Raw genomic sequence first — 26,577 nt, 5'->3', positions numbered from 1 at the left:
GCCAGCTCACCGGGAACGTCCGGGGCGATGGCCAGCTGGGTGCGGTACACGAGCGCGCCGAGACTGCCCACGACGGCGAGCCCGATGGCGTACCCGAACTCGGCACTCGTCTCGGATATCGCGGCCGCCGAGCCGACTTTCGCGCTGGGCACCGAACCGACGACGATCCCGGTGCCGAGTATCGGAGCCCCACCGAAACTCACGATCGCCGCGAGCGCCGCCGGCAGCATCGCGAACCCCGCCTGCAGCGGTGTGAGACCGGCGACGAGTTGCAGGAACTGGGCGGTGAAGAACATCAGCGATTCAATGACGAACAACAGGGCCATCGCCGGCACGCCGAGGAGGAACACCGAGCCCCACCAGAAGTGCTCGAGCATGAATCCGCCGACGACGGGTCCGGCGGCGCCGCCCATGAACCCGATCATCCACAGTCCGATCGCCACCGACCGCTGTCTGGCGTCGCGGAACATCGTGCTGATCAGGCCGAGTGTCGACGGCGCCAGCGTCGCCCCGGCGATGCCGAGCAGGGCGCGTGCGGCGATGAGCATCTCCGGACTCATGGAGAAGGCGGCGACCACCGACGCGGCGGCGAACCCGGCACCGCCGAGGAGCATCAGGGTGCGGCGTCCGATCCGGTACCCGAGCCTGGGTCAGACGAGGGGACGCAGCCTGACGAAACGGATCTCGCGGCCCGCCGCCCGGAAGTCGGACGCGCTGCCGTCGACGTCGAAGCCCATGCCCCGGGCGATCCGCATCCCGAGTTTCGGATGCTCCGCCGCGTAGTGCGCCATGAAGTCCGCACCGGTCTCGGGATCGAGGAATTCGGCTGTCACGGACAGTCGCCGGCGGCCCACCTGGGCCGTCGCGTTCGGCTGCGCCCGCAGGTTCCGGTACCAATCGGACTTGGGACCGAACCCGGCGGCCAGCACGTACCCGTCGCCGACGGCGTCGTGGTTGACCACCTCGAGCACGACCTGCCTGCGGGCGCCGGTCTTGCGCCCGACGTGTTCGAGGAGCAGAAACCGGCCGCCGAGCAGGAACCCGAGGTGGCAGCGGTAGAGGTAGATCGGCGCGCGGAAGAACGCCCGCCGGAAGCCGGTGGGCGGGTCGGGCCGCTGGGTGACCTTCACACGCCCAGTCTTCCACGGCGACCGTCCGCTCGGCGGTTCGTTGTGCGCCCGGCCGTCGCGCGAGCAGTATGGATCGAGAAGGCCCACCGTCTACTCCGAGGAGCCAGAATGACTCGTCCAGTTCGCATCGGCGTCCAACTTCAGCCGCAACACGCGCCCGACTACGGGATGATCCGCGACGCGGTGCTGCGGGCCGAGGACGCCGGCGTCGACATCGTCTTCAACTGGGATCACTTCTACCCGCTGTACGGCGACCCCGCAGGCGCCCACTTCGAATGCTGGACGATGCTCGGGGCGTTCGCCGAACAGACGGAACGGGTGGAGATCGGCGCGCTCGTCACGTGCGCCGGCTACCGCAACCCGGACCTCCTCGCCGACATGGCCCGCACCGTCGACCACATCAGCGGCGGACGCCTGATCCTGGGCATCGGCTCCGGCTGGTTCGAGCGCGACTACGACGAGTACGGCTACGAATTCGGCACCGCCGGGTCGCGCCTCGACCTGCTGGCCGAGTACCTCCCGCGGATCACCGCCCGGTTCGCCAAGCTGGAACCCGCGCCCACCCGGCACATTCCGATCCTCATCGGCGGCGGCGGCGAGAAGAAGACGTTGCCGCTGGTCGGCAAATACGGCGACATCTGGCACAGCTTCAGCGACATGGACACGTACCAACGCAAGTCGGGGATCCTGGCCGGGTACGCACACGATGCGGGACGCAGCCCGGAAAGCATCCAGCACTCGACGTCGTGGCCGGGTGTCGACGACGCGGCGGCCCATGTCGACGCCGGTGTCACGCTCTTCACCGTGGGTGTGGGCGGTCCCGACTACGACCTCGGCACGCTGAAGGAGGCCATCGCCTGGCGCGACGAGAACACCCCGCCGCCGCTGTCGGGCCTGGCCTAGGCGCTTCGCGCCCGTGCGCCTTTCTGGTTGTTCTGGCTACCAAAAGGCGCACGGGCGGCGGAGCCGCCTACAGCCGCTCGAGGACCATGGCCATGCCCTGACCGCCTCCGACGCACATGGTTTCGAGGCCGAACTGCTTGTCGTGGGTGGTCAAGTTGTTGAGCAGGGTGGCGGTGATGCGGGCACCGGTCATGCCGAAGGGATGACCGAGGGCGATCGCGCCGCCGGAGACGTTGAGCTTGTCCTCGTCGATGTTCAGCTCCCGCGCCGACCCGATCACCTGCACCGCGAACGCCTCGTTGATCTCGACGAGGTCGATGTCGGAGATGCCCAGCCCCGCGATCGCGAGGGCACGCTTGGACGCCTCGATCGGGCCGAGTCCCATGATCTCCGGCGACAGCCCGGACACCCCGGTGGACACGATCCGGGCGAGCGGGGTCAGGCCGAGTTCCTTGGCCTTGGTGTCGGACATGATGACCAGGGCGGCGGCGCCGTCGTTGAGCGGGCACGCGTTGCCGGCGGTGACGGTGCCGTCCGGGCGGAACACCGGCTTGAGCTGGGAGACGGCCTCGTAGGTGGTGCCGGCGCGGGGACCGTCGTCGGTGGAGACGACGGTGCCGTCGGGGAGTGTGACCGGGGTGATCTCCCGTGCGAAGAAGCCGTTCTTGATGGCCTCCTCGGCGCGGTTCTGGGAGCGCACCGCCCAGCGGTCCTGCTCCTCGCGGGTGATGCCGGTGACCTGGGCGACGTTCTCCGCGGTCTGGCCCATCGCGATGTAGGTGTCCGGGACCAGGCCCTCCTGCCGGGGGTCGACCCACTGCTGGCCGCCCTGGGCGAGCTTCTCGGTGCGGGTCTGCGCGTCGGCGTACAGCGGGTTCTGGGTGTCGGGCAGCGAATCGGAGTTGCCCTTGACGAATCGGGAGACGGTCTCGACGCCGGCGGAGATGAACACGTCGCCTTCCCCGGCCTTGATGGCGTGCAGCGCCATGCGGGTGGTCTGCAGCGACGAGGAACAGTACCGGGTGATGGTGGTGCCGGGGATGAAGTCGTAGCCGAGCTGGACGGCGACGTTGCGGCCCATGTTGAAGCCCTGCTCACCGCCGGGCAGACCGCAGCCGAGGATGAGGTCGTTGACGTCGGTCGGGTCGAGTGCGGGCACCTTGTCGAGGGCCGCCTGCACCATCTGCGCGGCGAGGTCGTCGGGGCGCATGCCGACCAGCGACCCCTTCATGGCACGACCGATCGGGGAACGGGCAATGGAAACGATGACGGCCTCGGGCATGGGTAACTCCTACCGATTGACGTGGTGGACGGCAGTCGGCGCGGACCTGCAGCCCCTCAGTTCTAAGCATCTGCTTATTTTCTAAGCATTTGCATATATTGACCACGGCCGCGGCGCGGTGTCAACCCCCGGCCCCCTGCGGTTGTGCTCAACCGACAACGCGGCGTCCGAACTCGAGCCCCCGAGACCGTTTCCCACCCCCGAACCCGCCGATAGTGTCGTACATCACACCACCACCGAAGGGGATCGAAATCGTGTCGCACATCGGCTATTTCGCTTGGGACCGCGCCGCACAGCGCGCTGATGCGCCGTGCCTGCGCGACGACCGCCTCGACCTGACCTACCGGCAGTTCGCGGAGCGGGTCGACGCGTTCGCCGCGCAGTTGTCCGGGCACGGCGTCGGTCGCGGTGACGTCGTCGCGATCATGCTGCCCAACCGCGCCGAACTGCTCGTCGCCCTCATGGCGTCCTGGCGGATCGGGGCGGCCGCGACCCCGGTCAATCCCACCTTCACCGCGACGGAGGCGGAATATCAGATCGCGGACGCCGCCGCAGTTCTCGTCGTGAACGAGGGACCGGACGCACCCACCGGCGGACGGCCGACGATCGCCGTCGACGACATGGCGGCCAGCCCCGACCCCGACTGGGCGCCGGGCCCGACCGCCGGCGCCGGCGACCTCGCGCTGCTGATCTACACGTCCGGTTCGACGGGACGCCCCAAGGGTGTGATGCTCTCCCACGAGAATCTGCAGTTCATGAGCTCGTCGATGGTTCAGCACTTCTCGCTGACCGCCGACGACCATTGTCTGCTGATCCTGCCGCTGTTCCACGTCAACGCGATCTGCGTCAGCTTCCTTGCTCCGATGCTGGCCGGCGGTCAGCTGAGCGTCACCGGACGGTTCTCCCCGGCCCGGTTCTTCGACGACGTCGCCCGACTGCGCCCGACGTACTTCTCCGCCGTCCCGACCATCTACGCCCTGCTGGTTTCCCAGGACGCCGACACCGACCTCTCGTCGCTGCGGTTCGCGGTGTGCGGGGCCGCCCCGATCTCGAAGGAACTCCTCGACCGCGCCGAGCAGCGTTTCGGTCTCGTCATCGTCGAGGGCTACGGGCTGACCGAGGGGACGTGCGCGTCGGCGTGCAACCCGCCGGGCGGCGTCCGCAAGCTGGGCACGGTCGGGCCCGCGCTGCCGGGTCAGACCATCGCGATCGTCGACGAGTCCGGCGCACCGGCACCGATGGGGACCGTCGGTGAGGTGGTGATCCGGGGCGCGAACGTGATGCGCGGCTACCTCGGACGGCCCGACGAAACCGAACGCACCGTCGTCGACGGCTGGCTGCACACCGGCGACGTCGGACGCCTCGACGAGGACGGCTACCTCACCCTCGTCGACCGCATCAAGGACATGATCATCCGCGGCGGCGAGAACATCTACCCCAAGGAGATCGAGAACGCCCTCGCAACCCACGACGACGTCCTCGAGGCCGCCGTGATCGGCGCCCCGCACGACGTGTACGGCGAGGTCCCGGTCGCCTACGTCGTCGCCTACCCCGACAGCCCGGTCACCGACGATCAGCTCGACGATCATCTGCGCGACCGGCTGACGAAAGCCAAACTGCCCGTGGCCATTCACATCGTGGACGCCTTGCCCCGCAACCCCGTCGGCAAGATCGACAAGCCCGGTCTGCGCAGCCGCCACCGGCCCGCCGCCGTCAACTGATCCAGCACCACCCCAGACCTCGGGCGCCACCCGAGGCGATGACCCCTACCCGCAAGGAGCCTCCCCATGGGATTCAAGACCGGGAACTTCCCCGAAGTCGACCCCGCCACCTTCCTCGACCTCCCGTTCCGCGACCGTCTGCGCGCCATGTCGACGCATTGGGTCGACTACGGCTTCGGGACCCCGAAGATGGTGCACACCATCTACATTCTGAAATTGCTCGTCCTCTACCTCGGCGCCGGACTGTCGATCGCGACGTTCACCTCCGGGTACAACGTGCTCGACGTCGGCGCGTGGTGGAACGCACCGATCGTGTACCAGAAGCTGATCCTGTGGACCCTGCTGGTCGAGACGATCGGCCTGGGCGGTTCCTGGGGTCCGCTCGCCGGCCACTTCAAGCCGATGATGGGTGGCGCCCTGTTCTGGCTGCGGCCCGGCACCATCCGGCTCCCACCGTGGCCGGGGAAGGTACCGCTGACCTCCGGGGACACGCGCACCGTGTTCGACGTCCTGATCTACGCCGCGATTCTGATCAACATCATGCTCGCGCTCGGGTTCGCCGGCGTGCACACCCCGTCCATCGACGCGGTACTGCCCGGCAACCACGGCCTGGTGAACCCCACACTCCTGTTGCCGCTGATCGCATTGCTGATCGTGATCGGGCTGCGGGACAAGGTCATCTTCATCGCCGCCCGCGGCGAGCAGTACTTCCCGGCCGTCGTCTTCTTCGGCGTCCTGCCGTTCGTGGACATGATCATCGCCCTCAAGCTGCTCATCGTGTCGGTGTGGGTCGGCGCCGGGATCTCCAAACTCGGACACCACTTCTCGATGGTCGTCCCGCCGATGCTGTCCAACACCCCGTGGATGCCGTTCAAGAAGATCAAGCGCGCCCACTACCGCAGTTTCCCCGAGGACCTGCGACCGTCGATCGTCGCCGGTGGTGTCGCCCACGTGCTCGGCACGGTCGTAGAGGTGGTGACCCCGCTGGTGCTGCTGTTCTCCACCAACCGCACGCTGACGCTGCTCGCGGTCGCGTTGATGGTGGCATTCCACCTGTTCATCCTGTCCACGTTCCCACTCGCGGTGCCGCTCGAATGGAATCTGCTGTTCGCCTACGCGTCGATCTTCCTGTTCGTCGGATTCCCCGCCTGGGACGGGTACGGCATCGCCGACATGTCGTCGGTGTGGCTGACCGCGGCGATCGTCGCCGCGCTGGTGTTCTTCCCGATCCTCGGCAACCTGCGCCCCGACCTCGTCTCGTTCCTGCCGTCGATGCGCCAGTACGCCGGCAACTGGGCGTCGGCCACTTGGGCGTTCGCGCCGGGCGCCGAGGAGAAGCTCGACCGATTCGTGAAGCGGCCCAGCCAGAACACCCGCACCCAGTTGCTCGCCACCTACCCGCCGGAGGTCGCGGACGTGGTGATGCACCAACTGCTCGGCTGGCGGTCGATGCACAGCCAGGGCCGCGCGTTGTACTCGCTGCTGATGAACCACCTCGGCGACGACATCGACACGTACTCGCTGCGGGAGGCCGAGTTCAGCTGTAACTCACTCGTGGCGTTCAACTTCGGAGACGGCCACCTGCACAACGAGTTCCTGATCGCCGCACTCCAGCGGCGCTGCAACTTCGCGCCCGGCGAATTCGTGATCGCCTGGATCGAATCGCAGCCCATCCACAAGGGCATCCAGGAGTACAAGGTGATCGACGCGGCGCTCGGAGTCATCGAGCGGGGCACCTATAAGGTGTCCGACGCGATCAACGAGCAGCCGTGGCTGCCGAACGGGCCCATTCCGTTCGACGTGCAGTGGAGACTGGAGGGAGACATCGAGGAGCGGGAGAGCGAGTTGCCGAAGTCGAACGTGGCGGTGCGGCCGTGACGACCGCGGTCGTGGTCGGTAGCGGGCCCAACGGGCTCGCCGCCGCGGTCCACCTCGCCCGGCACGGCGTCGACGTCCAGGTCCTCGAGGCCGCCGACACCATCGGTGGCGGCACCCGCTCCGCCGAACTCACCGTGCCCGGACTGCTGCACGACGAATGCTCCGCGTTCCACCCGATGGGCGCCGGATCGCCGTACCTGCAGACCCTCGACCTCGAACGGTTCGGGCTGACCTGGAAGTGGCCGGAGATCGACTGCGCGCACCCCCTCGACACCGGCGACGCCGGGCTGCTGCACCGCTCCGTCGAGGACACCGCCGCCGGCCTGGGCGACGACGGAACACGCTGGCAGCGGATGTTCGGCGGACTCGCCGACGGCTTCGACGACCTCGCCGCCGACCTCATGCGCCCGATCGCGAACATCCCCCTGCACCCGATCAAGCTCGCAAGCTTCGGCCCCCGCGCCCTGTTGCCGGCCACCGTCACGGCCCGCTGGTGGCGCACCGAGAAGGCCCGCGCACTGTTCGGCGGCGTCGCCGCGCACGCGTACTACCGCCTCGACCGGCCCGCGACGTCCGCGGTCGGGTTGATGATCGTCGCCGCCGGGCACCGCTACGGCTGGCCGGTCGCAGAGGGCGGGTCGCAGTCGATCACCGCCGCGCTCGCCGCGATGCTCACCGACTGGGGCGGCAAGATCACCACCGGCACCCGGGTCCGCAGCCCGCGGGACATTCCGCCTGCGGACGTCGTCCTCCTCGACCTCGCGCCGTCCGCCGCCGCCGACATCCTCGGCGACCGGCTGCCGCCGCGGGTCGCCAAGGCCTACCGCCGGTACCGGCACGGACCCGCCGCGTTCAAGGTCGACTTCGCCGTCGACGGCGGGGTGCCGTGGACCGACCCCGCCTGCGGTCGCGCCGGAACCGTGCACCTCGGTGGAACTTTCGCGGAGATCGCCGACGCCGAACGCGACGTCGCGACGGGCCGGATGCCGCGGCGGCCGTTCGTCCTCGTCGGACAGCAATATGTCGCCGACCCCGGCCGATCGAACGGGAGCCTGCACCCGCTGTACGCGTACGCCCATGTCCCGCACGGATACACCGGAGACGCGACCGAGGCGGTGATCACGCAGATCGAACGGTTCGCCCCCGGTTTCCGGGACCGCGTCGTCGCCACCGTCAGCAGTGGACCCGTGCAGTTGGCCGAGTCGAACGCGAACTACGTCGGCGGCGACATCATCGGCGGCGCCAACACCGAAACCCAGGTGGTGCTGCGCCCCCGGATCGCCCTCGACCCGTACAGCACCGGGATCCCGGGCACCTACCTGTGCTCGGCATCCGCACCGCCCGGCGCCGGCGCGCACGGCATGTGCGGGTACAACGCCGCCCAGTCCGCGCTGCGCCATCTACGCCGCGCCGGAGGGGACGTGCTGTGAGCAGTCCCGCCCCCGGCGACCGCCGCGCCGGTGCCCGTCGCCGGATGGCGCGGGTGCCGGCGATGGCGGAGACCGAGGTCCTCGACATCGTGGCCGGCATCGCACGGAAACTCGATGCGCGGCAGGCGGAGATCACCCACGCGATGAGCGCGCTGCTCGCGCACGAGATCGACCAACTCGACGAGGACCCGCAGCTCGTCGAACTGCTCGAGGCCAGTGTGCACGGCAACGTCTCGACGATCGTCCACGTCCTGGCCAACGACATTCCCGTCGACCATCTCCAGCCCACCACCGCCGCCGTGGAGTACGCGCTGCGGTTGGCGCAACGGGACGTGACGTCGAACTCGCTGGTGCGCGCGTATCACATGGGTCAGGACGATCTGATGAAGATCTGCTACGACGAGGTCAGCGCCCTCGACCTGCCCGGACCGCTGACTCTCGCGGTGCTCAAACATATCTCGGAGGTCGTGTACAGCTACATCGACTGGATCACGCTGTACGTGTTCGACGCCTACGAGCAGGAACGGCGGCGGTGGCTGGGTGCCCGCGGCAACGTGCACTCGTCGACCATCCACACCCTCCTCACCGGGACCGGGAACGACGGGTCCGCGTTCGAGGCCGAGACGCAGTACCGGCTCGACCAGACGCACGTCGCGATGATCCTGTGGTCCACCGGAGCCGACACCGAGGCGAGCCTCAACGCGCTCGACCACTACGTGCGCGACCTCGCCCGTCACCTCGCCACCGACTCCGCGCCCATCGTCACCGCCATCGACCGCCGAACCCTCTGGGCCTGGCTCCCTTTCGGTCGCCGCAAGCCCGCTCTCGACACCACCGAACTCGCCGCCGCCCTGCCGTCGAAACCGGGCATCCGGACCGCGATCGGCCTGCCCGCGCCCGGGGTCGCCGGATTCCGGCGGTCGCACGAACAGGCGCGGGCCGCCTACTCCGTCGCCACCGTGCCCCACACCCAGGTCCGGCCGATCGTCGGTTTCGGCGACCGCGGCGTCGCCGTCGTGTCCCTCCTCGCCGAGAACCTGGACTCCACCCGGGCGTGGGTGTGGGAGGTCCTCGGCCCGCTCGCGGAGAACACCGACCAGGCCGCGACCTTGCGGGCCACGCTGAGCACCTACTTCGCGACCGGCGAGAGCCACCTCCACACCGCGCAGCAGATGAACCTGCACCGCAACACCGTCAAATACCGCATCACCAAGGCACTCGGCGACCCGGCCACCGGCACGCACAGCAAGCTGGATCTCGCACTGGCCCTGCAGGTGTGCGAGTTCCTGGGCCCGACGGTGCTGCGGTAGGCCCTCCGGGCTTGTGCGCCTTTCTGGTTGTCCCAGCTACCAAAAAGGCGCACGGGTGGCGGAGCCGCCTCAGGTGTTGCGGGCGAGTTTGTCGCCGATCACACGTGCGCCCTCGGGGAAGGCGCCGGGGTTGGTGCCGGAGTAGTTGAGCCGGATGAACGGCCCGGCGGGTTCGGCGGGGAACCACTCGGCGCCGGCGGCGATGAGCACTCCCGAGGCTTCGCAGTCTGCGACGAGTTTCGGGAGGTTCGTTGCGTCGGGCAGGCGCACCCAGAGGTTGAGTCCGCCTTTGGGGACGGTGGTGAGGTGGGCGCTCGGGACGTGCTCGCGGAGGCTGGTGACGAGCAGGTCGCGGCGTGCTCGGAGTTGGTGCCGGAGATTGCGCAGGTGGGTCTGCCATCCGGGCTGGGTGACGACGTCGAGTGCCGCGGCCTGGAGGAGTCCGCTGACAAACATCGACGCGGCGCCGCGGTCGGCGAGGATGCGGTCCCCGGCCGGTCCGCGGGCGATGACCGCGGCGATGCGGATGGACGGTGACACGCTCTTGGTCAGCGAGCGGAGGTAGATCACGTGGCCGGCGTCGTCGTGCGCGGCAACGGGACTGGAGTCGGTGTCGATCCCGAAATCGTGGGCCCAGTCGTCTTCGACGAGGAAGGCCCCGTGTGCCCGGACCACCTCCACGATGTTCTCGGACAACTGGTTCGACCATTGCGCACCGGTGGGGTTGGCATAGTTCGGTTGAGCGTAGAACACCCGCGCGCCGGTCTCCTCGAACGCTCGGGCCAGCTCGTCCGGGTCGGGACCGTCGGGTCCGCTGGGGACGGGAACGACGCGCACTCCCGCCTGGGCCGCGGCCAGGATCGCCCCCCAGTACGTGGGCGACTCCAGTAGCAACGGCTGCCCGACCGGAACCAGGGCCCGGAAAACCGAGCTGAGCCCGCTCTGACTTCCCGGCAACACGATGACGTCGCTCGCCGTGGGCGGCGTGACGCCGACCGGTGTCGAGCGGCCGAGCTCATTGGCGAACCACGACTGCAGCTCCGGTAGGCCCGCGGCGGGAGAGGGCGACAGCGCGGCGTCGCTGCGCGCGACCCGGGTCAGCGCGGATCGGATCAGGCGCTCCGGTAGGAGTTCGCGATCCGGATAGCCGGCGTGCAACGCGATCGCATCGTTGGGGGCCCGGCGCATCGGAGTCGACGACGACGGCAGGCGGCTCTGCGGGGATCGGAGAGCAGCAGTCTGCCATCCGTAGTCGAGCGGCCGTGCCGTCCGAACGGCGCGAACGAACGTGCCGACGCCGGGCCTGCTCTCGATCAGCCCCTGCGCGGTGAGGGTGCGCAGGGCCTTCTGCACGGTCACCGGACTTGCCGCGTATTCGGCGACCAGCGCACGGGTAGATGGGAGCCGCGCCCCGGGTGGCGCCTGGCCGATCCACTTGCCCAGTGCCGCGACGATGCGCGTACTGCTATCGTTGACCATGACGGTAGATAGTAGCGCTACTCAAATGCGCCCAACAGTGATATCGCCTTCTCGTGCCGGTCTGGGGTGGGGCCTGCTCGGGGTGGCTGCGTTCTCGTTCACGGTGCCGTTCACTCGGGTGGCGGTGGGCGGGCTGTCGCCGCTGTTCATCGGATCGGGCAGGGCAGTGCTCGCGGCGTTCCTCGCGGCGGCGGCTCTGACCCTGACCCGGCAGCGCTTGCCGCAGGGTGCGCAGTGGGCGCGTCTTGCCGTAGTGGGGGGTGGAGTCGTCGTCGGCTTTCCGTTTCTCACGTCCTTCGCCCTGACGACCGCGCCTGCCATTCACAGTGCCGTCGTCATCGCGCTGCTGCCTGCGGCGACGGCGGTCGCGGCCGTCGTCCGAGGCAAAGAGCTTCCGCCGCTGTCGTTTTGGATCATGGCCGGGGTGGGCGCCCTGGTGTGTGTCGTGTTCGCATCCCTGCAGGGCGGCGGGGCCGGTCGGTTGCACTGGGCGGATCTATTGCTGTTCGGCGCCGTCATCGCTGCCGCGATCGGATACGCCGAGGGCGGCCTCCTCGCCCGCGAACTCGGTGCATGGCAGACGATATCCTGGGCTCTGGTGGTCGCCGCGCCGCTGATGGTCGTCCTGACAGTCGTTTCGGCGATCCGGCAGCCGCCGACCGGCTCACCGACCGAGTGGGCGGCATTCGCGTACCTGGGCGTGGTGAGCATGTACCTCGGCTTCTTCGCCTGGTATCGCGGGCTCGCGATCGGGCCGATGGCGCAGGTCAGCCAAGTCCAGCTGGTCCAACCCGTATTGACCATCTCCTGGGCGGCCCTGCTGCTGGGTGAACAAATCACCTGGGCCACCGTCGTCGGCGGCGTGGCCGTGATCGTCTGCGCGGGGACCGCCGTCCGGGTGCGCTTCGCGCCCGTGCGCCCTTCTGGTTGTTCCAGCTACCAAAAAGGCGCACGGGTGGCGGAGCCGCCTACGCCCGGCTGAGGATCGCCTGCAGGTCGGCGGCCGGGGCGAGGGTGCCGTATTCGTGGCTGCGGTCGGGGCCGAGGCGGGCGTCGACGAACGCGTCCGCGACGGCGCCAGGTGAGAACCGGGTGAGCAGCGACGCCTGCAGGGCGAGGGCCATCGATTCGACGACGGTGCGGGCACGACGTTGGGCGTCGGCGGGGTCGAGTCCGGCGAGTTCGCCGAGCTGACGCCGGACCCGGTCGAGGTGCGCGTCCAGCACGGTGTTGGCGCCGCGGGCCAGGTTCACCTCGGCGTCGAACGCGGCGACGCTGTCGGGTTCGCGGGTCATCGCGCGCAGGACGTCGAGGGCGATGACGTTCCCCGACCCCTCCCAGACGGCCATGACGGGCTGTTCGCGGTAGCGGCGGGCGAGCGGGAAGTCTTCGGTGTACCCGTTGCCGCCCAGGCATTCCAGCGCCTCGTAGGCGTGGTGCGGGCCGCGCTTGCAGATCCAGTACTTCGCGACGGCGGTCGCGAGACGGCGGAAGCTGCGCTCCTGCTCACTCGCGTCCTCGTCGTGGGCGCGGGCGAGCCGCAGGGCGGTGACGGTGGCGGCCTCGGACTCGAGCGCGAGGTCGGCGAGCACCGACGTCATGGCGGGCTGGTCGGCCAGGACCTTCCCGAACGCCGAGCGGTGCCGGGCGTGCCACACGGCCTCGGCGACGGACTGCCGCATCCCCGACGCGCTGCCGAGCACGCAGTCGAGCCGGGTGCGCGCGACCATCTCGATGATGGTGCGGACGCCGCGCCCCGGTTCGCCGACCATGACGCCGACCGTGCCGTCGAGTTCGATCTCGGACGACGCATTGGACTTGTTGCCGAGCTTGTTCTTCAGCCGCTGGATGCGGAAGATATTGCGGGTGCCGTCCGGGAGGATGCGCGGCAGCAGGAAGCACGACAGTCCTTCGCCGCCTTCACCTTCCGACTGTGCGAGTACGAGGAACGCGTCGGACATCGGCGCGGAGCAGAACCACTTGTGACCGGTGAGAAGGTAGTCGGCGCCGGGACCGCCGCGACCCGCGGGTTTCGCGACGGTGGTGTTGGCGCGGACGTCGGAGCCGCCCTGCTTCTCCGTCATCGACATGCCGAAGATCGCGGACGCCTTGCCCGGTGCGTCGAGTTCCGGGGTATAGCTGCGGGACAGGGCGCGCGGCTTCCAGATCGCGGCGACGTTGGGTTGCAGTTCGAGGGAGGGGATGACGGCGTTGGTCATCGAGATCGGGCAGGAGTGGCCCGGCTCGATCTGCGCGAACAGCATGAATGCGGCTGCGCGAGCGACGTTCGCGCCGGGTTTCGGATCGGCCCACGCGGAGGTGTGCGCGCCGTGTGCGACGGCCGCGGAGATGATCCGGTGGTAGGACGGATGGTACTCGACCTCGTCGATCCGGTTGCCCCAGCGGTCGAACGTCTTCAGTTCGGGGATGATCGTGTTGGCGAGTTCGGCGTCGTGCTGGAACGTGGCGCTGCCGACGAGCTCACCGATGTCGGTGAGTTCCGCAGTGGCCCAGTCGGCGTCGTGGCGGCGCACGCCCTCGGACAGCACGGTGTCGAGCGTGAACTCGTTGACGTCGGTGCGGGGCACCGACTGGTTGAGCACGGTGTGCGTCCGGTGGGGCGCGGGATGGGTGACATTCGTTTCGGAAAAGGTAGTCATGGCAGTGTCTTTCGTGAGTCAGCTCGCGGTGCGGATCAGGTGCTTCTGAATCTTGCCGGTGGGAGTGCGGGGCAGCACGGTGGCGAACACGTAGTCGCGGGGAATCTTGTAGCGCGCCAGCTTGTCCGACAGATAGTCGCGGAGGTCGTCGGCTCCCACGACATCCGCTTCGCGCCACACGACGTGCGCGACGACGGTCTCGCCCCACTCCGGGTGCGGGCGCCCCACGACGGCGACGTCGACGACGTCGGGGTGGCCGGAGATGGCGTCCTCCACTTCCTTGGAATAGACGTTCTCGCCGCCGGTGATGATCATGTCTTTCGCGCGGTCGACGATGAAGAGATAGCCGTCGTCGTCTTTGCGGGCGAGATCGCCGGTGCGGTACCAGCCGCCGTCGGCGAACACGGCCGCGGTGGCGTCGGGGTCGTCGAGGTAGCCCTGCATCACGGTGTCGGTGCGCAGCCAGATCTCGCCGATCCCCCCGGCAGGCACGTCGGCGCCGTCGGGGCCGGCCAGGCGCATGTCGACGCCGGCGAGCGCCGCCCGGCCGATGGAGCCGGCCTTCGCGAGCTGCTCCTCCGGATACAGAACGGCCCCCACGGGACCGGTCTCGGTCATCCCGTACACCTGGTAGAAGCGGGTGGTCCGGTACGACTCGACGAGCCTGCGGGCCACGTCCGCGCCGATCGGCCCGCCGCCGTACAGCCAGGCCCGGACACTCGACAGGTCGTAGTCGGCGAAATCCGGGACCGCGTTCAGCGCCTTCGTGTAGATGACCGGCGGCCCGAAGCACAATGTGATGCGTTGCTGCTGAACCGCTTCCAGGAAATGGACGGGGTGGTACTCGCGCAGGAGCACCACGGTGCCGCCCATGTACAGCGTGGCCATCAGCCAGTTGTTGAGCGGGGACGCATGCCAGATCGGGACGGCCATCAGCAACCGCTCGTCGCGGGTGACGGACAGGCCGAGCGCCGCCGTGGTCGCGACGCGCACCACGTTGCGGTGGCTGTGGACGCAGCCCTTGGGTGCGCCGGTGGTGCCGGATGTGTAGAGGATTTCGGCCGGGTCGTTCTCGTCGACGTCGATGCCGTCGATCGGGTCGAGGTCCGCGATCGCGTCGTCGAAGAAGGTGCACCCGTCCACCGCGGTGTCGGTGGACAGCAGCACCACCGGCGTCTGCAACCGCTCGATCACGGGCGCGAGTTCGCCGTCGAAGACGCACACCGTCACGTGCGCGTGCCGCAGGATGTAGTCGACCTCGGGCGCCTGCATCTTGTGGTTGACGGGCACCACCACCGCCCCGATGCGCCAGGCGCCGAGCATGGCGTAGACGAAGCCGGGGGTGTTGAAGCACATGAGGGCGACGCGGTCACCGCGCCCGACCCCCAGTTTCCGCAGGAGTGCCGCGGCGTGACGGCTGCCGTCCTGCACGGAACCATACGTATGGTTCCGGCCCTGGAAGTGGAGAAACGCCTTGTCGGGCGTCTTCCGGACGTTGCTGTCGAATACGCGAACGATGTTCATCGCACTCCTTGAAGAGGGGGTCAGTCGATGGAGGTGTTGAGGACGGTCTCGGGAATCTGCAGGTTCGCGAAGATGACGGCGACGGCCTCCTCGAGCGAATAGCCGAAGCTCTCGCCGGTGGCGGTCTTCTGGATCACCAGTCCGAAGATCGCCGACCAGAATGCCTTCGCCTCCACGTCGATGCCGGCGCGCAGTTGCCACCCGGTGCGCATCAGGGTGCGGATGAGCGCGTCCTCGCCCGAGGAGTGCAGGGTGCGGAGGGTGTCGGTGATGAGGTCGCGGAGTTCGCCGCGGCGGCCCGTCATGAGCATCGCTTCGACGAACAGTTCGACGCTGGGCGCGCCCGGTCCGAGCAGGGAGCCGACGAGTTTCTCCGTGTAGTCGCCGACGGTCTCCGCGGTGGCGGCGTCGTCCTCGGCCCGCTTGCCGGCGCGCAGCACGGCAGCGCAGGCCACCTCGACGAAGAGCCGTTCCTTGGACCCGTAGTAATAGGTCACCTGGTTGGGGTGGGCCCCGGCGGCGGCACAGATCTGGGTGATCGCGACGCCGTCGCCGTGTTCGAGGAAGAGTTCGGTGGCGGCGGTGAACAGGGCGTCGCGGGTCTGCCGACCGGACTCCCGGGTTGCGCGCGCTGCTCGGCCCGTCTGCGACGCCATGGCTGCCTCCAAGTTGTTTGTACGACAAACAATAACTTCTCTTTGTTTGTATGACAAACAAGGAGAGTGACGGGCGTCGCCCGAGGCGTCCTCCGAGCCCGGAAAACCCGCCTGCCAGGGTTACGCTGCTCACCATGTTTTCTTCCGTCGGAGCGAAGATCCGTGTGGTGGTGGCGTTACTGCTCACCGCCCTGCTGGCGTTGACCCTGTCGTCCTGTTCCAGCGGCGGCGACACCTCGGGGTCGGCGCCGCAGGATCTGTGTTCCCCGCCGGGAGTCGGCGCGGCCACGGCCGCCCCGACCAACCTCGCCGCCGCGGGCGCCGCGGCCGAAGACCGCTACACGACGCCGTCGACCACCCCGCTCGACCAGATCGACACGTCGAAACTGAACCTCATCACCCCCGGGGTGCTCACCGTCGGCACGCTGTCCGACGCGCCACCGAGCATTTGCGTGAACTCGGACAACCAGTTCACCGGCTACGACAACGAACTGCTGCGGGCCGTCGCCGACAAGCTGGGCCTGCGCGTCGACTTCGTCGGCACCGAGTTCGCCGGGCTTCTCGCCCAGGTCGCCGGGCGCCGCTTCGACGTCGGGTCCTCGTCCATCACCACGACCGACGAGCGCCGCAACACCGTCGGCTTCACCAACGGCTACGACTTCGGCTACTTCTCGCTCGTCGTTCCCAACGGCGGACCGATCCAGAGCTTCGACGACCTGAACGCGTCGACCCGCATCGGCGTCGTCCAGGGCACCGTCCAGGACGACTACGTCGTGAACACGCTGAAGCTGAACCCGGTCAAGTTCCCCGACTACGCGACCGCATACGCCAACCTCAAGACCGGGCAGATCGACGCCTGGGTCGCGCCGTCGCAGCAGGCCGAGGGCGCCATCGCACCCGGCGATCCCACGTCGATCGTCGAGAACACCTTCAGCGTCAACAACTACGTGGGCTGGGCCGTCAACAAGGAGAACCAGCCGCTCGTCGACGCACTGAACTCCGGGCTCGACGCCGTCATCGCCGACGGCACCTGGGCCCAGCTGTATTCCGACTGGGTGCCCCGCGAACTGCCCGAGGGCTGGAAGCCGGGCAGCAAGGCGGCGCCGGCGCCCGACCTTCCGGACTTCGCCGCGATCGCCGCCCAGAACGCGAACGACACGACCGAAACCCCGGTCGCCGAACCCAAGTCGACACTCCAGCAACTGAAGGACACGTTCTTCGACTGGGACCTCTACACCCGGGCCTTCCCCGACCTACTGAAGACCGGTCTGCCGAACACGCTGATCCTGGCGTTGGCGTCCGGCATCGTCGGCACCGTCCTCGGCATGCTGCTCGCGATGGCCGGCATCTCCCGCACCCGCTGGCTGCGCTGGCCCGCCCGCGTCTACACGGACGTGTTCCGCGGTCTGCCCGCCGTCGTCATCATCCTCATCGTCGGACTCGGCGCCGGACCCGTCGTCAAGGGACTCACCGGCAACAACCCGTACTGGCTCGGCGCGGCCGCGCTGTCGCTGCTCGCGTCCGCGTACATCGGTGAGATCTTCCGGTCCGGGATCCAGAGCGTCGAACCCGGACAGCTCGAGGCGTCCCGGGCGCTCGGCTTCAGCTACCGGAAGTCGATGACACTCGTCGTCGTCCCGCAGGGTGTGCGGCGGGTGCTGCCCGCGCTGATGAACCAGTTCATCTCCCTGATCAAGGACTCGTCGCTGATCTACTTCCTCGGCCTGCTCGTCAGCCAGCGGGAACTGTTCGCCGTCGGCCGCGACCTCAACGCACAGACCGGCAACCTGTCACCGCTCGTCGCCGCCGGCCTGTTCTACCTGGCGCTCACCATCCCGCTGACGCACCTCGTCAACTACATCGACAACCGTCTGCGCACCGGCCGTGCCGACACGTCCGGCACGCTCGACCCGGTGGAACAGTCCATCGTCGTGGAAAGGGGATAGGGCGATGGCCGTCTCTCTCACTGGAACCAACCTGCACCTCGCGTTCGGCACCAACCAGGTGCTGCGCGGCGTCGACCTCCACGTCGACGCCGGCGACACCGTCACCGTCATCGGGCCGTCCGGCTCCGGCAAGTCCACGCTGTTGCGGGTCCTCAACCGGCTGCACGAACCCGACCAGGGCGACGTCCTCCTCGACGGCAAATCGGTGCTGCAGGACAACCCCGACAAGCTGCGGCAGCGCATCGGCATGGTGTTCCAGCACTTCAACCTGTTCCCGCACAAGACCGTCGTCGACAACATCGCCCTCGGCCCCCGCAAGCTCAAGGGCATGTCGAAGGACGAGGCGCGGTCGGTGGCGCTCGAGCAACTCGAACTCGTCGGCCTCGCCAACAAGGCCGACTCACGCCCCGGCAACCTGTCGGGCGGGCAGCAGCAGCGCGTCGCGATCGCCCGCGCCCTCGCGATGAAGCCCGAGGTGATGTTCTTCGACGAGGCCACGTCGGCACTCGACCCCGAGCTGGTGAAGGGCGTCCTCGCCCTGATGGCCGACCTCGCCAAGGGCGGCATGACGATGGTCGTCGTCACCCACGAAATGGGCTTCGCCCGCGAGGTGTCCGACACCGTGCTGTTCATGGACCACGGCGCCGTCGTCGAGACCGGCAAACCGGACCAGCTGTTCGACAAGCCCGAAACCGAACGGCTGCAGCAGTTCCTGTCGCAGGTGCTGTAGGCCGCTCCGCGGCCCGTGCGTGGTTAGCGAGTCCAGAGACTCCTTGAGCACGCACGGGCGCGAAGCGCCTACCGCGTCATCGCCCGGATCCGCCTGGCCGCGACGGAGATCAGCGCCAGCGTGGGTTCGGTGGCGACCTCCGACTCGATCTCGGTGAGCAGCGCGCGCGCGCGGGCGAGCCGGGCGGCGTTGTGCTGCTCCCACTGGTCGACCTTGTCGGCCGCGGCGTCGCCGGGTTCGCTGACGGACAGCGCGTCGAGGGTGATGGCGCGCAGCGAGCTGTAGAGGTCGTCGCGCAGGGCGAGGCGGGCGAGGGCGTGCCACCGGTCCAGCCGCGGGAGCGCCGTGACGGCGGTCAGCGCGGTGTTGATGTGCAGGTGCGCCGACAGCGCGAAATACAGTTCCGCGACGTCCTCCGCGCGGTGCTGGGAGATCTCCGCGATGTCCACGATGTCGAGGAGGCAGTACGTGTGCAGGAGGTCCGCGACGTCGGCGGCGATCCCGGCGTCCGCGCCCCGCGACGTCAGGGCCTCGGTTCGGCCCTCGACGGCGGTGATCTCGTCGCCCTGCAACCATTCCCGCACGCGGGGTCCGAGTTCGCGGACCACCGGCCGGTAGCGGGCGATGGTGGCCTCGAGCGGCAGCGGTTGCGGCCGGTGCGTGGTCAGCCACCGCGACGCCCGGTCGATCAGCCGCTGGGTCTGCACGGTCAGCGCGTTCGTCCCGGACGCCGGTGTCGTGTCGGCCGCCGCCCGGATCCGCGCGAAAGTCGCTCCGAGGTCGAAGATCTCGGTGACGGCGGTGAAGGCGTTCACCGCCTCCGCCGAGTCGGCGCCGGTCTCCTCCCGCAGCCGGAAGGCGAACGTCATCCCGGCACGGTCGACCATGTCGTTGACGACCGACGTGGTGACGATCTCCCGGCGCAGCGGATGCGCGGCGACCGTGTGCGCGAACTCGCGGCCGAGCCGCGGCGGGAAGTAGTCGTGGAGCCGGCCGGCGTAGACCTTGTTGTCGGGGAGCGTGGTGCCCGACAACTCGCTCTTGATGAACCGCTTGACCTGCGCGGTGAGCTGCGCCAGTTCCGGGCTGGTCAGGCCCTTCTGCTCGCGTTCGAGGGCACCGAACTGGGCGGACGTCGGGAGCACGTCGATCGCGCGGTCCACGTGGCCGCGCCGTTCCAGGTCGTCGACCATGCGGGAGTGGAAGCTGACGAGCGTCGCCGCCTGCGCCCGGTTGAGGCTCATCATCTCGTTCTGGCTGCGGTTGTCGGCGAGGACGAGCCTGCTGACGTCTTCGGTCATGTCGGACAGCAGTTCTCGACGATCCTGCGCGGTGAGCGTGTCGTCGGCGGTGGCGCCCGCGAGGGCGATCTTGATGTTGACCTCGTGGTCGGAGCAGTCGACACCGGCCGAGTTGTCGAGTGCGTCGGTGTTGACACGACCGCCGTGGCGCGCGTATTCGATTCGGCCGAGTTGGGTGAGGCCGAGGTTGCCGCCCTCGCCGACCACCCGGACGCGCAGCGCGGGCGCGTCCAACCGGACGGCGTCGTTCGACTTGTCGCTGACGTCCGCGTGACTCTCCGACGTGGCCTTGACGTACGTGCCGACGCCGCCGTTCCACAGCAGGTCCGCGGGCGCACCGAGGACGGCGCGGACGAGTTCGACGGTGGTGAGCGCCCGATCCGTGTCGATCCCCAGCGCGCGCCGCGCCTGCGGTGTGAGCCGAACCGACTTCGCCGACCGGTCGACGATCATCGCGCCCTCGCTGAGGACCGCCCTGTCGTAGTCCTTCCAACTGGACCTGCCGAGGCCGAAGAGCCGCGCCCGCTCGTCCCAGGACGTCTGCGGGTCGGGATCGGGGTCGATGAAGACGTGGCGGTGGTCGAACGCGGCGACGAGGCGGATGTGGGGGCTGAGCAGCATCCCGTTGCCGAACACGTCGCCGCTCATGTCGCCGATCCCGACGACGGTGAAGTCGTCGGTGCGGGTGTCGACGCCCATCTCACGGAAGTGCTGCACGACGCTCTCCCACGCGCCGCGGGCGGTGATGCCCATCGCCTTGTGGTCGTAGCCGACGGACCCGCCGGACGCGAAACCGTCGCCCAGCCAGTACCCGCGCGCGAGCGCGACGGCATTGGCGACGTCCGAGAACGCCGCGGTGCCCTTGTCCGCGGCGACCACGAGGTAGGTGTCGTCGCCGTCGCGGCGGACGATGCCGTCCGGCGCGATCACGTGCCGGGTCGCGATGTCGAGGTTGTCCGTCATGTCGAGGAGGCTCGAGATGAATTCGCGGTAGCAGGAGATTCCGGCCGCCAGCATCGCCTCCCGGTCGGCGGCGGCGTCGCCGGTCGCCGCGGGCGGGTTCTTGACGACGAAGCCGCCCTTCGCCCCGGCGGGGACGATGACGGCGTTCTTGACCGCCTGCGCCTTCACGAGTCCGAGGATCTCGGTGCGGAAGTCGTCGCGCCGATCGGACCACCGGAGGCCGCCGCGGGCGACGTCGTCGAACCGCAGGTGCACGCCTTCCATCCGCGGCGAGTACACGTAGGCCTCGTATTTCGGCCGGGGCAGCGGCAATTCGTCGATCGACGAGGAGTCGAACTTGAACGCGAGGGCGCGCCCGGGCCGGGGGTCGCCGGCGTAGTAGGTCGTGCGGGTGGTGGCGCGGATCAGGGACAGCAGGGCCCGCAGGATCCGGTCGGCGTCGATTCCGGCGACGGCGTCGATCGCGGCCGAGATGCGGTCTTCGAGCGCGCTCTCCGCGGCGGCGTCCCGTTCCAGGCTGGGGTCGAGCCGGAGTGCGTGCAACTCGACGAGGAGTTGGGTGATGCCGGTGTTGCCCAGCAGGACTCGTTCGACGTTGCTGCGGCTGTACGGGAGCCCGGCCTGCCGCAGGTATGCGGCGTACGCCCGCAGGACGGTCACCTGACGCCAGCCGAGCCCGGCGTGCAGGACAAGGGCGTTGAACCCGTCCACCTCGGTCTCACCCGTCCACGCCGCGCGGAACGCGTCCGCGATCCGGCCGTCCCGAGTGGACCCGTGGCCGTCCGTGACGGCCGGCAGGTCGACGGTCAGGTCGTAGATCCAGGCGCGACTGCCGTCCGGCCGGGTCAGCGCGGCCGGACGTTCGTCGAGGGCGTTGACGCCCAGGCTGGACAGGATCGGCAGCACCTCGTTGAGCGGTGCGGGTTTCCCGACGGCGTAGATCTTGAGGTTCTCGTACGGCGCGGACGCCTCGGTGGTGGTGAACGTCAGCGCCACACTGTCGACGTCGAGACGTTCCACCGCGGCGACGTCGCGGATCGCCTGTGCAGGATCGGTTTCGGTGGCGTAGCTGATCGGCAGCGCGGACGCGTAGTGGCGCGCGACCGCGGTGCCCTGACGGTGCGGTTCCGCGAGCAGCGTGTTGCGCCACGACTCGTGGGACCAGGGTGTGTCGAGTTCCGTGCCGATGCTGTTCATGGCGATGGGGTGATCTCCTGTAGTGGGATCGGCGCGCAGCCGATCACGCAGTGGTGAAGCGAATCAGTTGGCCTGGGCGGGCCTGAGCGATCCGGTCGATGTCCTCGTCCGCGACGACGCCGATGACGGGGTAACCGCCGGAGATGGGATGGTCCGCGAGGAACACGACGGGCTGCCCGCTCGGCGGAACCTGGATGGACCCGAGTGCGACGCCCTCGGTGGGGAGTTCGGCCTCGGACGTGCGCTGCAGGGCAGGTGCGCCGGCGTGCCGGTTCAGCCGGGCGCCGATGCGGTCGGTGTCCGGGGAGACCGCCCACGCACCGGTGGTCAGCGCGTCCGGGTTGGTGAACCAGTCGTCGCGGGGACCGCCGATGACCCGCACCGACAGCGGTCCGGGGTCCATCGCAGGGAGGGGTGCGACGTCGACGTTCGGGAAGTTCCTCGTCCACGTGCCGACGGGCAGGATGTCGTTGGGCTTCAACGCTTCCGGGCCGATGCCGGAGAGCGTGTCGGTGCTGCGGGAGCCGAGCACGTCCGGCACCGCGAGGCCACCGCGAACCCCCACGTAGCTGCGCAGCCCGACGTGCGCGTACTGCAACCGCAGCGTCTGCCCCGGCTCCATCACGATGACGCTCGCGTGACCCATCGGGATGCCGTCGAGCAGCGCCGCGGCGGGGGCACCGGTGACGGCGACGGTCGTCACCGCCCGCGCGCGCAGGGCGAGCCCGCCCATCAGCACCTCGATGCACGCGCCGTTCTCGTCGTTCCCGACCAGACGATTGGCGAGCCTCGCGGACCCGCGGTCGGCGGCGCCGGACACGCCGACACCCGAACTCAGGTAGCCGGGGCGGCCGAGATCCTGGATCAGGCTGAGCGGACCCGTTTCGAGTACTTCGAGTTCACTCACAGCGTTTCCTCGTCGACGAATCGGACGCGACGTCCCGGCTGCAGCAGCGCCGGGGGTTCCGCGTCGAGGTTCCACATCGGGGAGTCCGTGGTTCCGATGATCTGCCATCCGCCGGGTGAGGACCGCGGATACACCGCGCCGTAGCCGCCGGCGAGGGCCACGGACCCGGCGGGCACCACGGTGCGTGACTGCGCGCGCCGGGGCACGGTGAGCCGGTCGTCGCCGCAACTCAGGTAGCCGAAACCCGGTGCGAATCCGATGAATACACAACGCCAGGTGGCGGCGGTGTGGGCGGCGATCACGTCCTCGCGGCTCATCCGCAGAAGGTCGGCGACATCGGCGAGATCGGCGCCGTCGTAGCGGACCGGGATGGTGATCGGTTCCGATTCGGGGACGCCGGTGTGGTCGTGCACCTCGAGGTCGACGGTCAACGTCCGCAGCGCGCGGCGCACCTCGTCGAGGTCGGTCCGCGGTGTGGTGGTGACGAGCACCGTGCGCGCCGCGGGCAGCACGTCCTCCATACCGGGAACCGGTGTCCGGCGCAGGCGTTCGGTCAGCGACACGACCAGGGGTTCCGAGTCGAGTTCGACGAGCAGGGCCCGATCGCCCGCCGGGAGGATCCGGGTGGGGGTGGTCATGTGAAGGATCCGAGCGTGACGTCGGCACTCTCCAGCGCGTGACGGACCCGGCGCGCGGTGTGCACGGACCCGGGCGTGTCGCCGTGCACGCAGATGCTGCGCACCGCGACCGCGACGTCGTCGCCGTCTATCGACTCCACCGTTCCGGTCGACACCATCCGCACGGCCTGGGCGGCGGCGACGTCGGGATCGTCGATGACGGCGCCGGGCACCGAGCGCGGGGTCAGCGTGCCCGCGGCGGTGTAGCGGCGGTCGGCGAACCCTTCGGCGACGAACTCGATGCCGTGCGCCTCCGCGGCCCGCTGCAACTGCGATCCGGGTGGTCCCATCAGCGTGAGCGGCTCGGCGAACTCGTCGATGGCGGATGCGACCGCATCGGCCCGCTCGAAGTCGAGTGCCGCGGAATTGTAGAGCGCACCATGCGGTTTGACGTACGTCACCGAGGATCCGGCGGCGCGGGCGAACCCGGCGAGCGCGCCGATCTGGTACAGCGTCTCATCGCGAAGATCCGCAGGCGACACCGCGAGTTCGCGCCGGCCGAATCCGGCCAGATCCCGGAAGCCCACGTGCGCCCCGATCGCGACGCCTCGCTCGGCCGCGCTCTCGCAGGCCTTGCGGATGATCATCGGATCGCCCGCGTGAAACCCGCACGCGATGTTCGCACTGGTGACGACGTCGAGGAGGGCCTCGTCGTCGGCCAGCGTCCACTGCCCGAAGCCCTCGCCGAGGTCGCAGTTCAGGTCAACGCGCATCGGGGACCTCCAGGACGTACTCGCTGTCCGGGGTGTCGGTGATCAGCATGTACCCGGGTGCGTGGGTGATCGCGAACGGCAACCGGGACGCCATCACCGCCGCCTGCGGGGTGACCCCACAGGCCCAGAACATCGGGACGTCGCCGGGCTCGAAGTTCACCGGATCGCCGAAGTCGGGGGCCGCGAGATCGGCGATGCCGAGTTCCGCGGGATCACCGACGTGCACGGGGCCACCGTGGACGGCGGGCATCCGCGCCGAGATCGCCGCCGCGAGCGCCACCTGGTGTTCGGGGACGGGTCGCATCGACACCACCATCGGCCCGCTGACCCGGCCCGCGGGCCTGCACTCGCGGTCGGTGACGTACATCGGGACGTTGCTGCCCTGCTCGACGTGCCGGAGCGGCACTCCGGCAGCGGCCACCGGGTGTTCGAACGTGAAGCTGCACCCGATGTGGAACGCGACGAGGTCGTCCCGCCACAGCGAGGACACGTCCGTGGTCTCGTCCGCGAGTTCGCCGTCCTTCCACACCCGGTACAGCGGCAGATCCGTTGCGATGTCGGCGCCGGGGGCGAGCATCGTCGTCCGGGAGCCGGCGTCGCCGACGTCGAGGACGGGGCACGGCTTGGGGTTGCGCTGGGTGAACAGCAGCACGTCGTATGCCCAGTCCTGCGGAACCGCGATGAGATTCGTCTGCGCAAATCCGGGTGCCAGACCGGCGGTCGGGGTGACGCGTCCCGAGCGGAACGCGGAGCGGAGGTCGGTCGGCGAGTCAGGCAAGTTCGCTCCCGCGGGTCTCGGGGAGGAAGAACAGGGCGAACACGGCGATGGCGTAACCGAGCGCGCCGAAGATCATCGCGCCTCCGATGCCCAGCTGGGTGGCGGCCAGGAAACCCACGACGGCGGGGAACACGGCGCCGACCGCGCGGCCGAAGTTGTACGTGAAGCCCTGGCCGGTGCCGCGGGACTGCGTCGGGTACAGCTCGGACAGGAACGATCCGAATCCGCTGAAGATCGCCGACGTGCAGAAGCCGAGCGGGAAGCCCAGGATCAGGATCAGCATGTTCGCACCCTCGGGCACCTGGGTGTAGCCGACCATGAAGATCGCCGACAGGAACGCGAACAGCTGCATGGTCCGCTTGCGGCCCAGCTTGTCGGTGAGGATGCCGCCGCTGACGTAGCCGAGGAACGCTCCGGAGATGAGGATCGCCAGGTAGCCGCCGGTGCCGACGACGTCGAGTCCGCGCGAGGTCTTGAGGAACGTCGGCAGCCAGGACGCCAGCGTGTAGTAGCCGCCCTGCACACCGGTGGCGAGCAGCGACGCGAGCACGGTGGTGCGGAGCAGTCCGCCGCGGAAGATGGCCGCGAACGAGCCCGTCTGCTTGCCCGCGGACTCGCGGCGCTCCGTGACGACCTCGGGGTCCTTCAGATTCCGGCGCACCCAGATGATGAGGAAGGCGGGCAGCACACCCGTGAAGAACAGCACGCGCCACGCGACGTCGGGGTCGAACAGCTGGAAGACGACGGTGTAGACGATCACGGCCAGCGCCCAGCCGACGGCCCACGCGCTCTGCACGAAGGCGACGGCCCGGCCACGGTACTCGGCGCGGGCGTATTCGGCGACGAGGATCGCGCCTGCCGCCCACTCACCGCCGAAGCCGAGGCCCTGGAAGGCGCGGAAGATCAGCAGCGTCTCGAAGTTCTGCGCGAAGCCGCACAGCACCGTGAAGATCGTGTACGTCGCGACGGTGACCTGCAGCGTGCGGACCCGGCCGATCTTGTCGACGAGGATGCCGGCGAGGGCTCCGCCGAGCGCGGACACCACCAGCGTCACGGTGGTCAGCAGGCCTGCCTGACCGGTGGTGAGGCCGAAGTAGGCGGCGATGGCCGCGAGGCCGAGCGGGAGGACCTGGAAGTCGTAGGAGTCGAGCCCGTATCCGCCGAACGCGCCGATGAAGGCTCTTTTTCCCTTCGGCCCGAGGGTGCGGAACCAGTCGAAGGGGCGCGCCTGCGCGACCTCGGTCTGTGTATCTGTGGTCATGGCACCTCGCCTGAAGAAGGGATGTAACTGCTCGAAGAATCCGATGTAACTCCCATCACGGTACAAATCGTTCAACGATCCTGCAATACCTCGAGGGGATTGTTATCCTGGAAGAAATCGCGGAACCGAGC

At 69.1% G+C, this 26,577-nt stretch carries 20 protein-coding genes and 1 pseudogene; 8 read left to right on the top strand and 13 right to left on the bottom strand.

What is annotated here, in order from left to right; genetic code table 11:
* Positions 1-308 precede the first annotated feature (308 nt).
* Positions 309-644 (bottom strand): annotated as a pseudogene (locus BLV94_RS52180) (MFS transporter); the annotation flags it as partial.
* A gap of 6 nt (positions 645-650) precedes the next feature.
* On the bottom strand, positions 651-1,130 hold the full coding sequence (locus tag BLV94_RS29145) for a nitroreductase family deazaflavin-dependent oxidoreductase (RefSeq protein WP_072945177.1): 480 nt from the start codon (positions 1,128-1,130) through the stop codon (positions 651-653).
* Positions 1,131-1,238: 108 nt separating this feature from the next.
* Here BLV94_RS29145 and BLV94_RS29140 point away from each other — a divergent pair, with 108 nt between their 5' ends.
* Complete coding sequence (locus BLV94_RS29140; protein WP_072945175.1) at positions 1,239-2,033, top strand: LLM class F420-dependent oxidoreductase; 795 nt, start codon at positions 1,239-1,241, stop codon at positions 2,031-2,033.
* Between the two features lie 67 nt (positions 2,034-2,100).
* On the opposite strand, the gene BLV94_RS29135 is transcribed toward BLV94_RS29140, so the two are convergent.
* Positions 2,101-3,315, bottom strand: coding sequence for an acetyl-CoA C-acetyltransferase (locus BLV94_RS29135; protein WP_072945174.1), 1,215 nt, complete (start codon positions 3,313-3,315; stop codon positions 2,101-2,103).
* Between the two features lie 254 nt (positions 3,316-3,569).
* Between BLV94_RS29135 and BLV94_RS29130 the strand changes: the two genes are divergently transcribed.
* The 4 genes from BLV94_RS29130 (at position 3,570) to BLV94_RS29115 (ending at position 9,654) form a co-directional block, all read left to right on the top strand.
* On the top strand, positions 3,570-5,036 hold the full coding sequence (locus tag BLV94_RS29130; protein WP_072945208.1) for a class I adenylate-forming enzyme family protein: 1,467 nt from the start codon (positions 3,570-3,572) through the stop codon (positions 5,034-5,036).
* 66 nt (positions 5,037-5,102) lie between these two features.
* Positions 5,103-6,914: a DUF3556 domain-containing protein gene (locus BLV94_RS29125; RefSeq protein WP_072945172.1), complete on the top strand. Its 1,812-nt coding sequence runs from the start codon at positions 5,103-5,105 to the stop codon at positions 6,912-6,914.
* Positions 6,911-8,344 (top strand): phytoene desaturase family protein, encoded by a 1,434-nt coding sequence (locus tag BLV94_RS29120; protein WP_072945170.1) that lies wholly within the window; start codon positions 6,911-6,913, stop codon positions 8,342-8,344. The genes BLV94_RS29125 and BLV94_RS29120 overlap by 4 nt, the downstream gene beginning before the upstream one ends.
* Complete coding sequence (locus BLV94_RS29115; RefSeq protein ID WP_371851564.1) at positions 8,341-9,654, top strand: PucR family transcriptional regulator; 1,314 nt, start codon at positions 8,341-8,343, stop codon at positions 9,652-9,654. Before BLV94_RS29120 ends, BLV94_RS29115 begins: the two co-directional genes overlap by 4 nt.
* A 69-nt stretch (positions 9,655-9,723) precedes the next feature.
* Here BLV94_RS29115 and BLV94_RS29110 read toward each other — a convergent pair whose 3' ends face one another.
* Positions 9,724-11,133, bottom strand: coding sequence for an aminotransferase-like domain-containing protein (locus tag BLV94_RS29110; RefSeq protein ID WP_072945168.1), 1,410 nt, complete (start codon positions 11,131-11,133; stop codon positions 9,724-9,726).
* A 25-nt stretch (positions 11,134-11,158) separates the two neighbouring features.
* Between BLV94_RS29110 and BLV94_RS29105 the strand changes: the two genes are divergently transcribed.
* Positions 11,159-12,115, top strand: a complete 957-nt coding sequence (locus BLV94_RS29105; RefSeq protein WP_244163682.1) for a DMT family transporter — start codon at positions 11,159-11,161, stop codon at positions 12,113-12,115.
* Here BLV94_RS29105 and BLV94_RS29100 read toward each other — a convergent pair.
* The 3 genes from BLV94_RS29100 to BLV94_RS29090 are packed head-to-tail and all read right to left on the bottom strand — an operon-like array spanning position 12,102 to position 15,973.
* The gene (locus BLV94_RS29100; protein ID WP_072945165.1) at positions 12,102-13,793 is read right to left on the bottom strand and encodes an acyl-CoA dehydrogenase family protein; all 1,692 of its coding nucleotides are present in this window, start codon (positions 13,791-13,793) and stop codon (positions 12,102-12,104) included. The two genes, BLV94_RS29105 and BLV94_RS29100, sit on opposite strands and share 14 nt — an antisense overlap.
* A gap of 18 nt (positions 13,794-13,811) precedes the next feature.
* Positions 13,812-15,317, bottom strand: coding sequence for a class I adenylate-forming enzyme family protein (locus BLV94_RS29095; protein WP_072945162.1), 1,506 nt, complete (start codon positions 15,315-15,317; stop codon positions 13,812-13,814).
* Between the two features lie 20 nt (positions 15,318-15,337).
* Positions 15,338-15,973: a TetR/AcrR family transcriptional regulator C-terminal domain-containing protein gene (locus tag BLV94_RS29090; protein WP_072945159.1), complete on the bottom strand. Its 636-nt coding sequence runs from the start codon at positions 15,971-15,973 to the stop codon at positions 15,338-15,340.
* Between the two features lie 134 nt (positions 15,974-16,107).
* Here BLV94_RS29090 and BLV94_RS29085 point away from each other — a divergent pair, with 134 nt between their 5' ends.
* Together BLV94_RS29085 and BLV94_RS29080 are read left to right on the top strand one after the other, a co-directional pair.
* Positions 16,108-17,919 carry an ABC transporter substrate-binding protein/permease gene (locus BLV94_RS29085; protein ID WP_072945157.1) on the top strand — a complete coding sequence of 604 codons (1,812 nt, stop codon included), beginning with the start codon at positions 16,108-16,110 and terminating at the stop codon, positions 17,917-17,919.
* Between the two features lie 4 nt (positions 17,920-17,923).
* A complete protein-coding gene (locus BLV94_RS29080) occupies positions 17,924-18,649 on the top strand; it encodes an amino acid ABC transporter ATP-binding protein (protein WP_072945155.1) in 726 nt (241 codons plus the stop codon).
* Between the two features lie 68 nt (positions 18,650-18,717).
* Here BLV94_RS29080 and BLV94_RS29075 read toward each other — a convergent pair whose 3' ends face one another.
* Genes BLV94_RS29075 through BLV94_RS29050 form a run of 6 tightly spaced genes read right to left on the bottom strand, consistent with a single transcriptional unit; the run spans position 18,718 to position 26,512 of the window.
* Positions 18,718-22,110, bottom strand: coding sequence for an NAD-glutamate dehydrogenase domain-containing protein (locus BLV94_RS29075; RefSeq protein WP_072945152.1), 3,393 nt, complete (start codon positions 22,108-22,110; stop codon positions 18,718-18,720).
* 43 nt (positions 22,111-22,153) lie between these two features.
* A complete protein-coding gene (locus BLV94_RS29070) occupies positions 22,154-23,017 on the bottom strand; it encodes a 5-oxoprolinase subunit C family protein (protein ID WP_072945150.1) in 864 nt (287 codons plus the stop codon).
* Complete coding sequence (locus BLV94_RS29065; RefSeq protein ID WP_072945148.1) at positions 23,014-23,655, bottom strand: 5-oxoprolinase subunit B family protein; 642 nt, start codon at positions 23,653-23,655, stop codon at positions 23,014-23,016. The genes BLV94_RS29070 and BLV94_RS29065 overlap by 4 nt, the downstream gene beginning before the upstream one ends.
* Positions 23,652-24,407: a LamB/YcsF family protein gene (locus BLV94_RS29060; RefSeq protein ID WP_072945146.1), complete on the bottom strand. Its 756-nt coding sequence runs from the start codon at positions 24,405-24,407 to the stop codon at positions 23,652-23,654. Before BLV94_RS29060 ends, BLV94_RS29065 begins: the two co-directional genes overlap by 4 nt.
* Complete coding sequence (locus tag BLV94_RS29055) at positions 24,397-25,185, bottom strand: putative hydro-lyase (RefSeq protein WP_072945144.1); 789 nt, start codon at positions 25,183-25,185, stop codon at positions 24,397-24,399. Before BLV94_RS29055 ends, BLV94_RS29060 begins: the two co-directional genes overlap by 11 nt.
* Entirely contained in the window at positions 25,178-26,512 is a 1,335-nt protein-coding gene (locus BLV94_RS29050) for an MFS transporter (protein WP_255314998.1), read from the bottom strand. Before BLV94_RS29050 ends, BLV94_RS29055 begins: the two co-directional genes overlap by 8 nt.
* Positions 26,513-26,577: the final 65 nt, after the last annotated feature.

It is taken from the genome of Rhodococcus koreensis (assembly GCF_900105905.1).
GTDB lineage: Bacteria > Actinomycetota > Actinomycetes > Mycobacteriales > Mycobacteriaceae > Rhodococcus_F > Rhodococcus_F koreensis.
The sequence above is the reverse complement of the archived record's forward strand: the minus strand, read 5'-3'. Positions and strand labels throughout refer to the sequence as shown.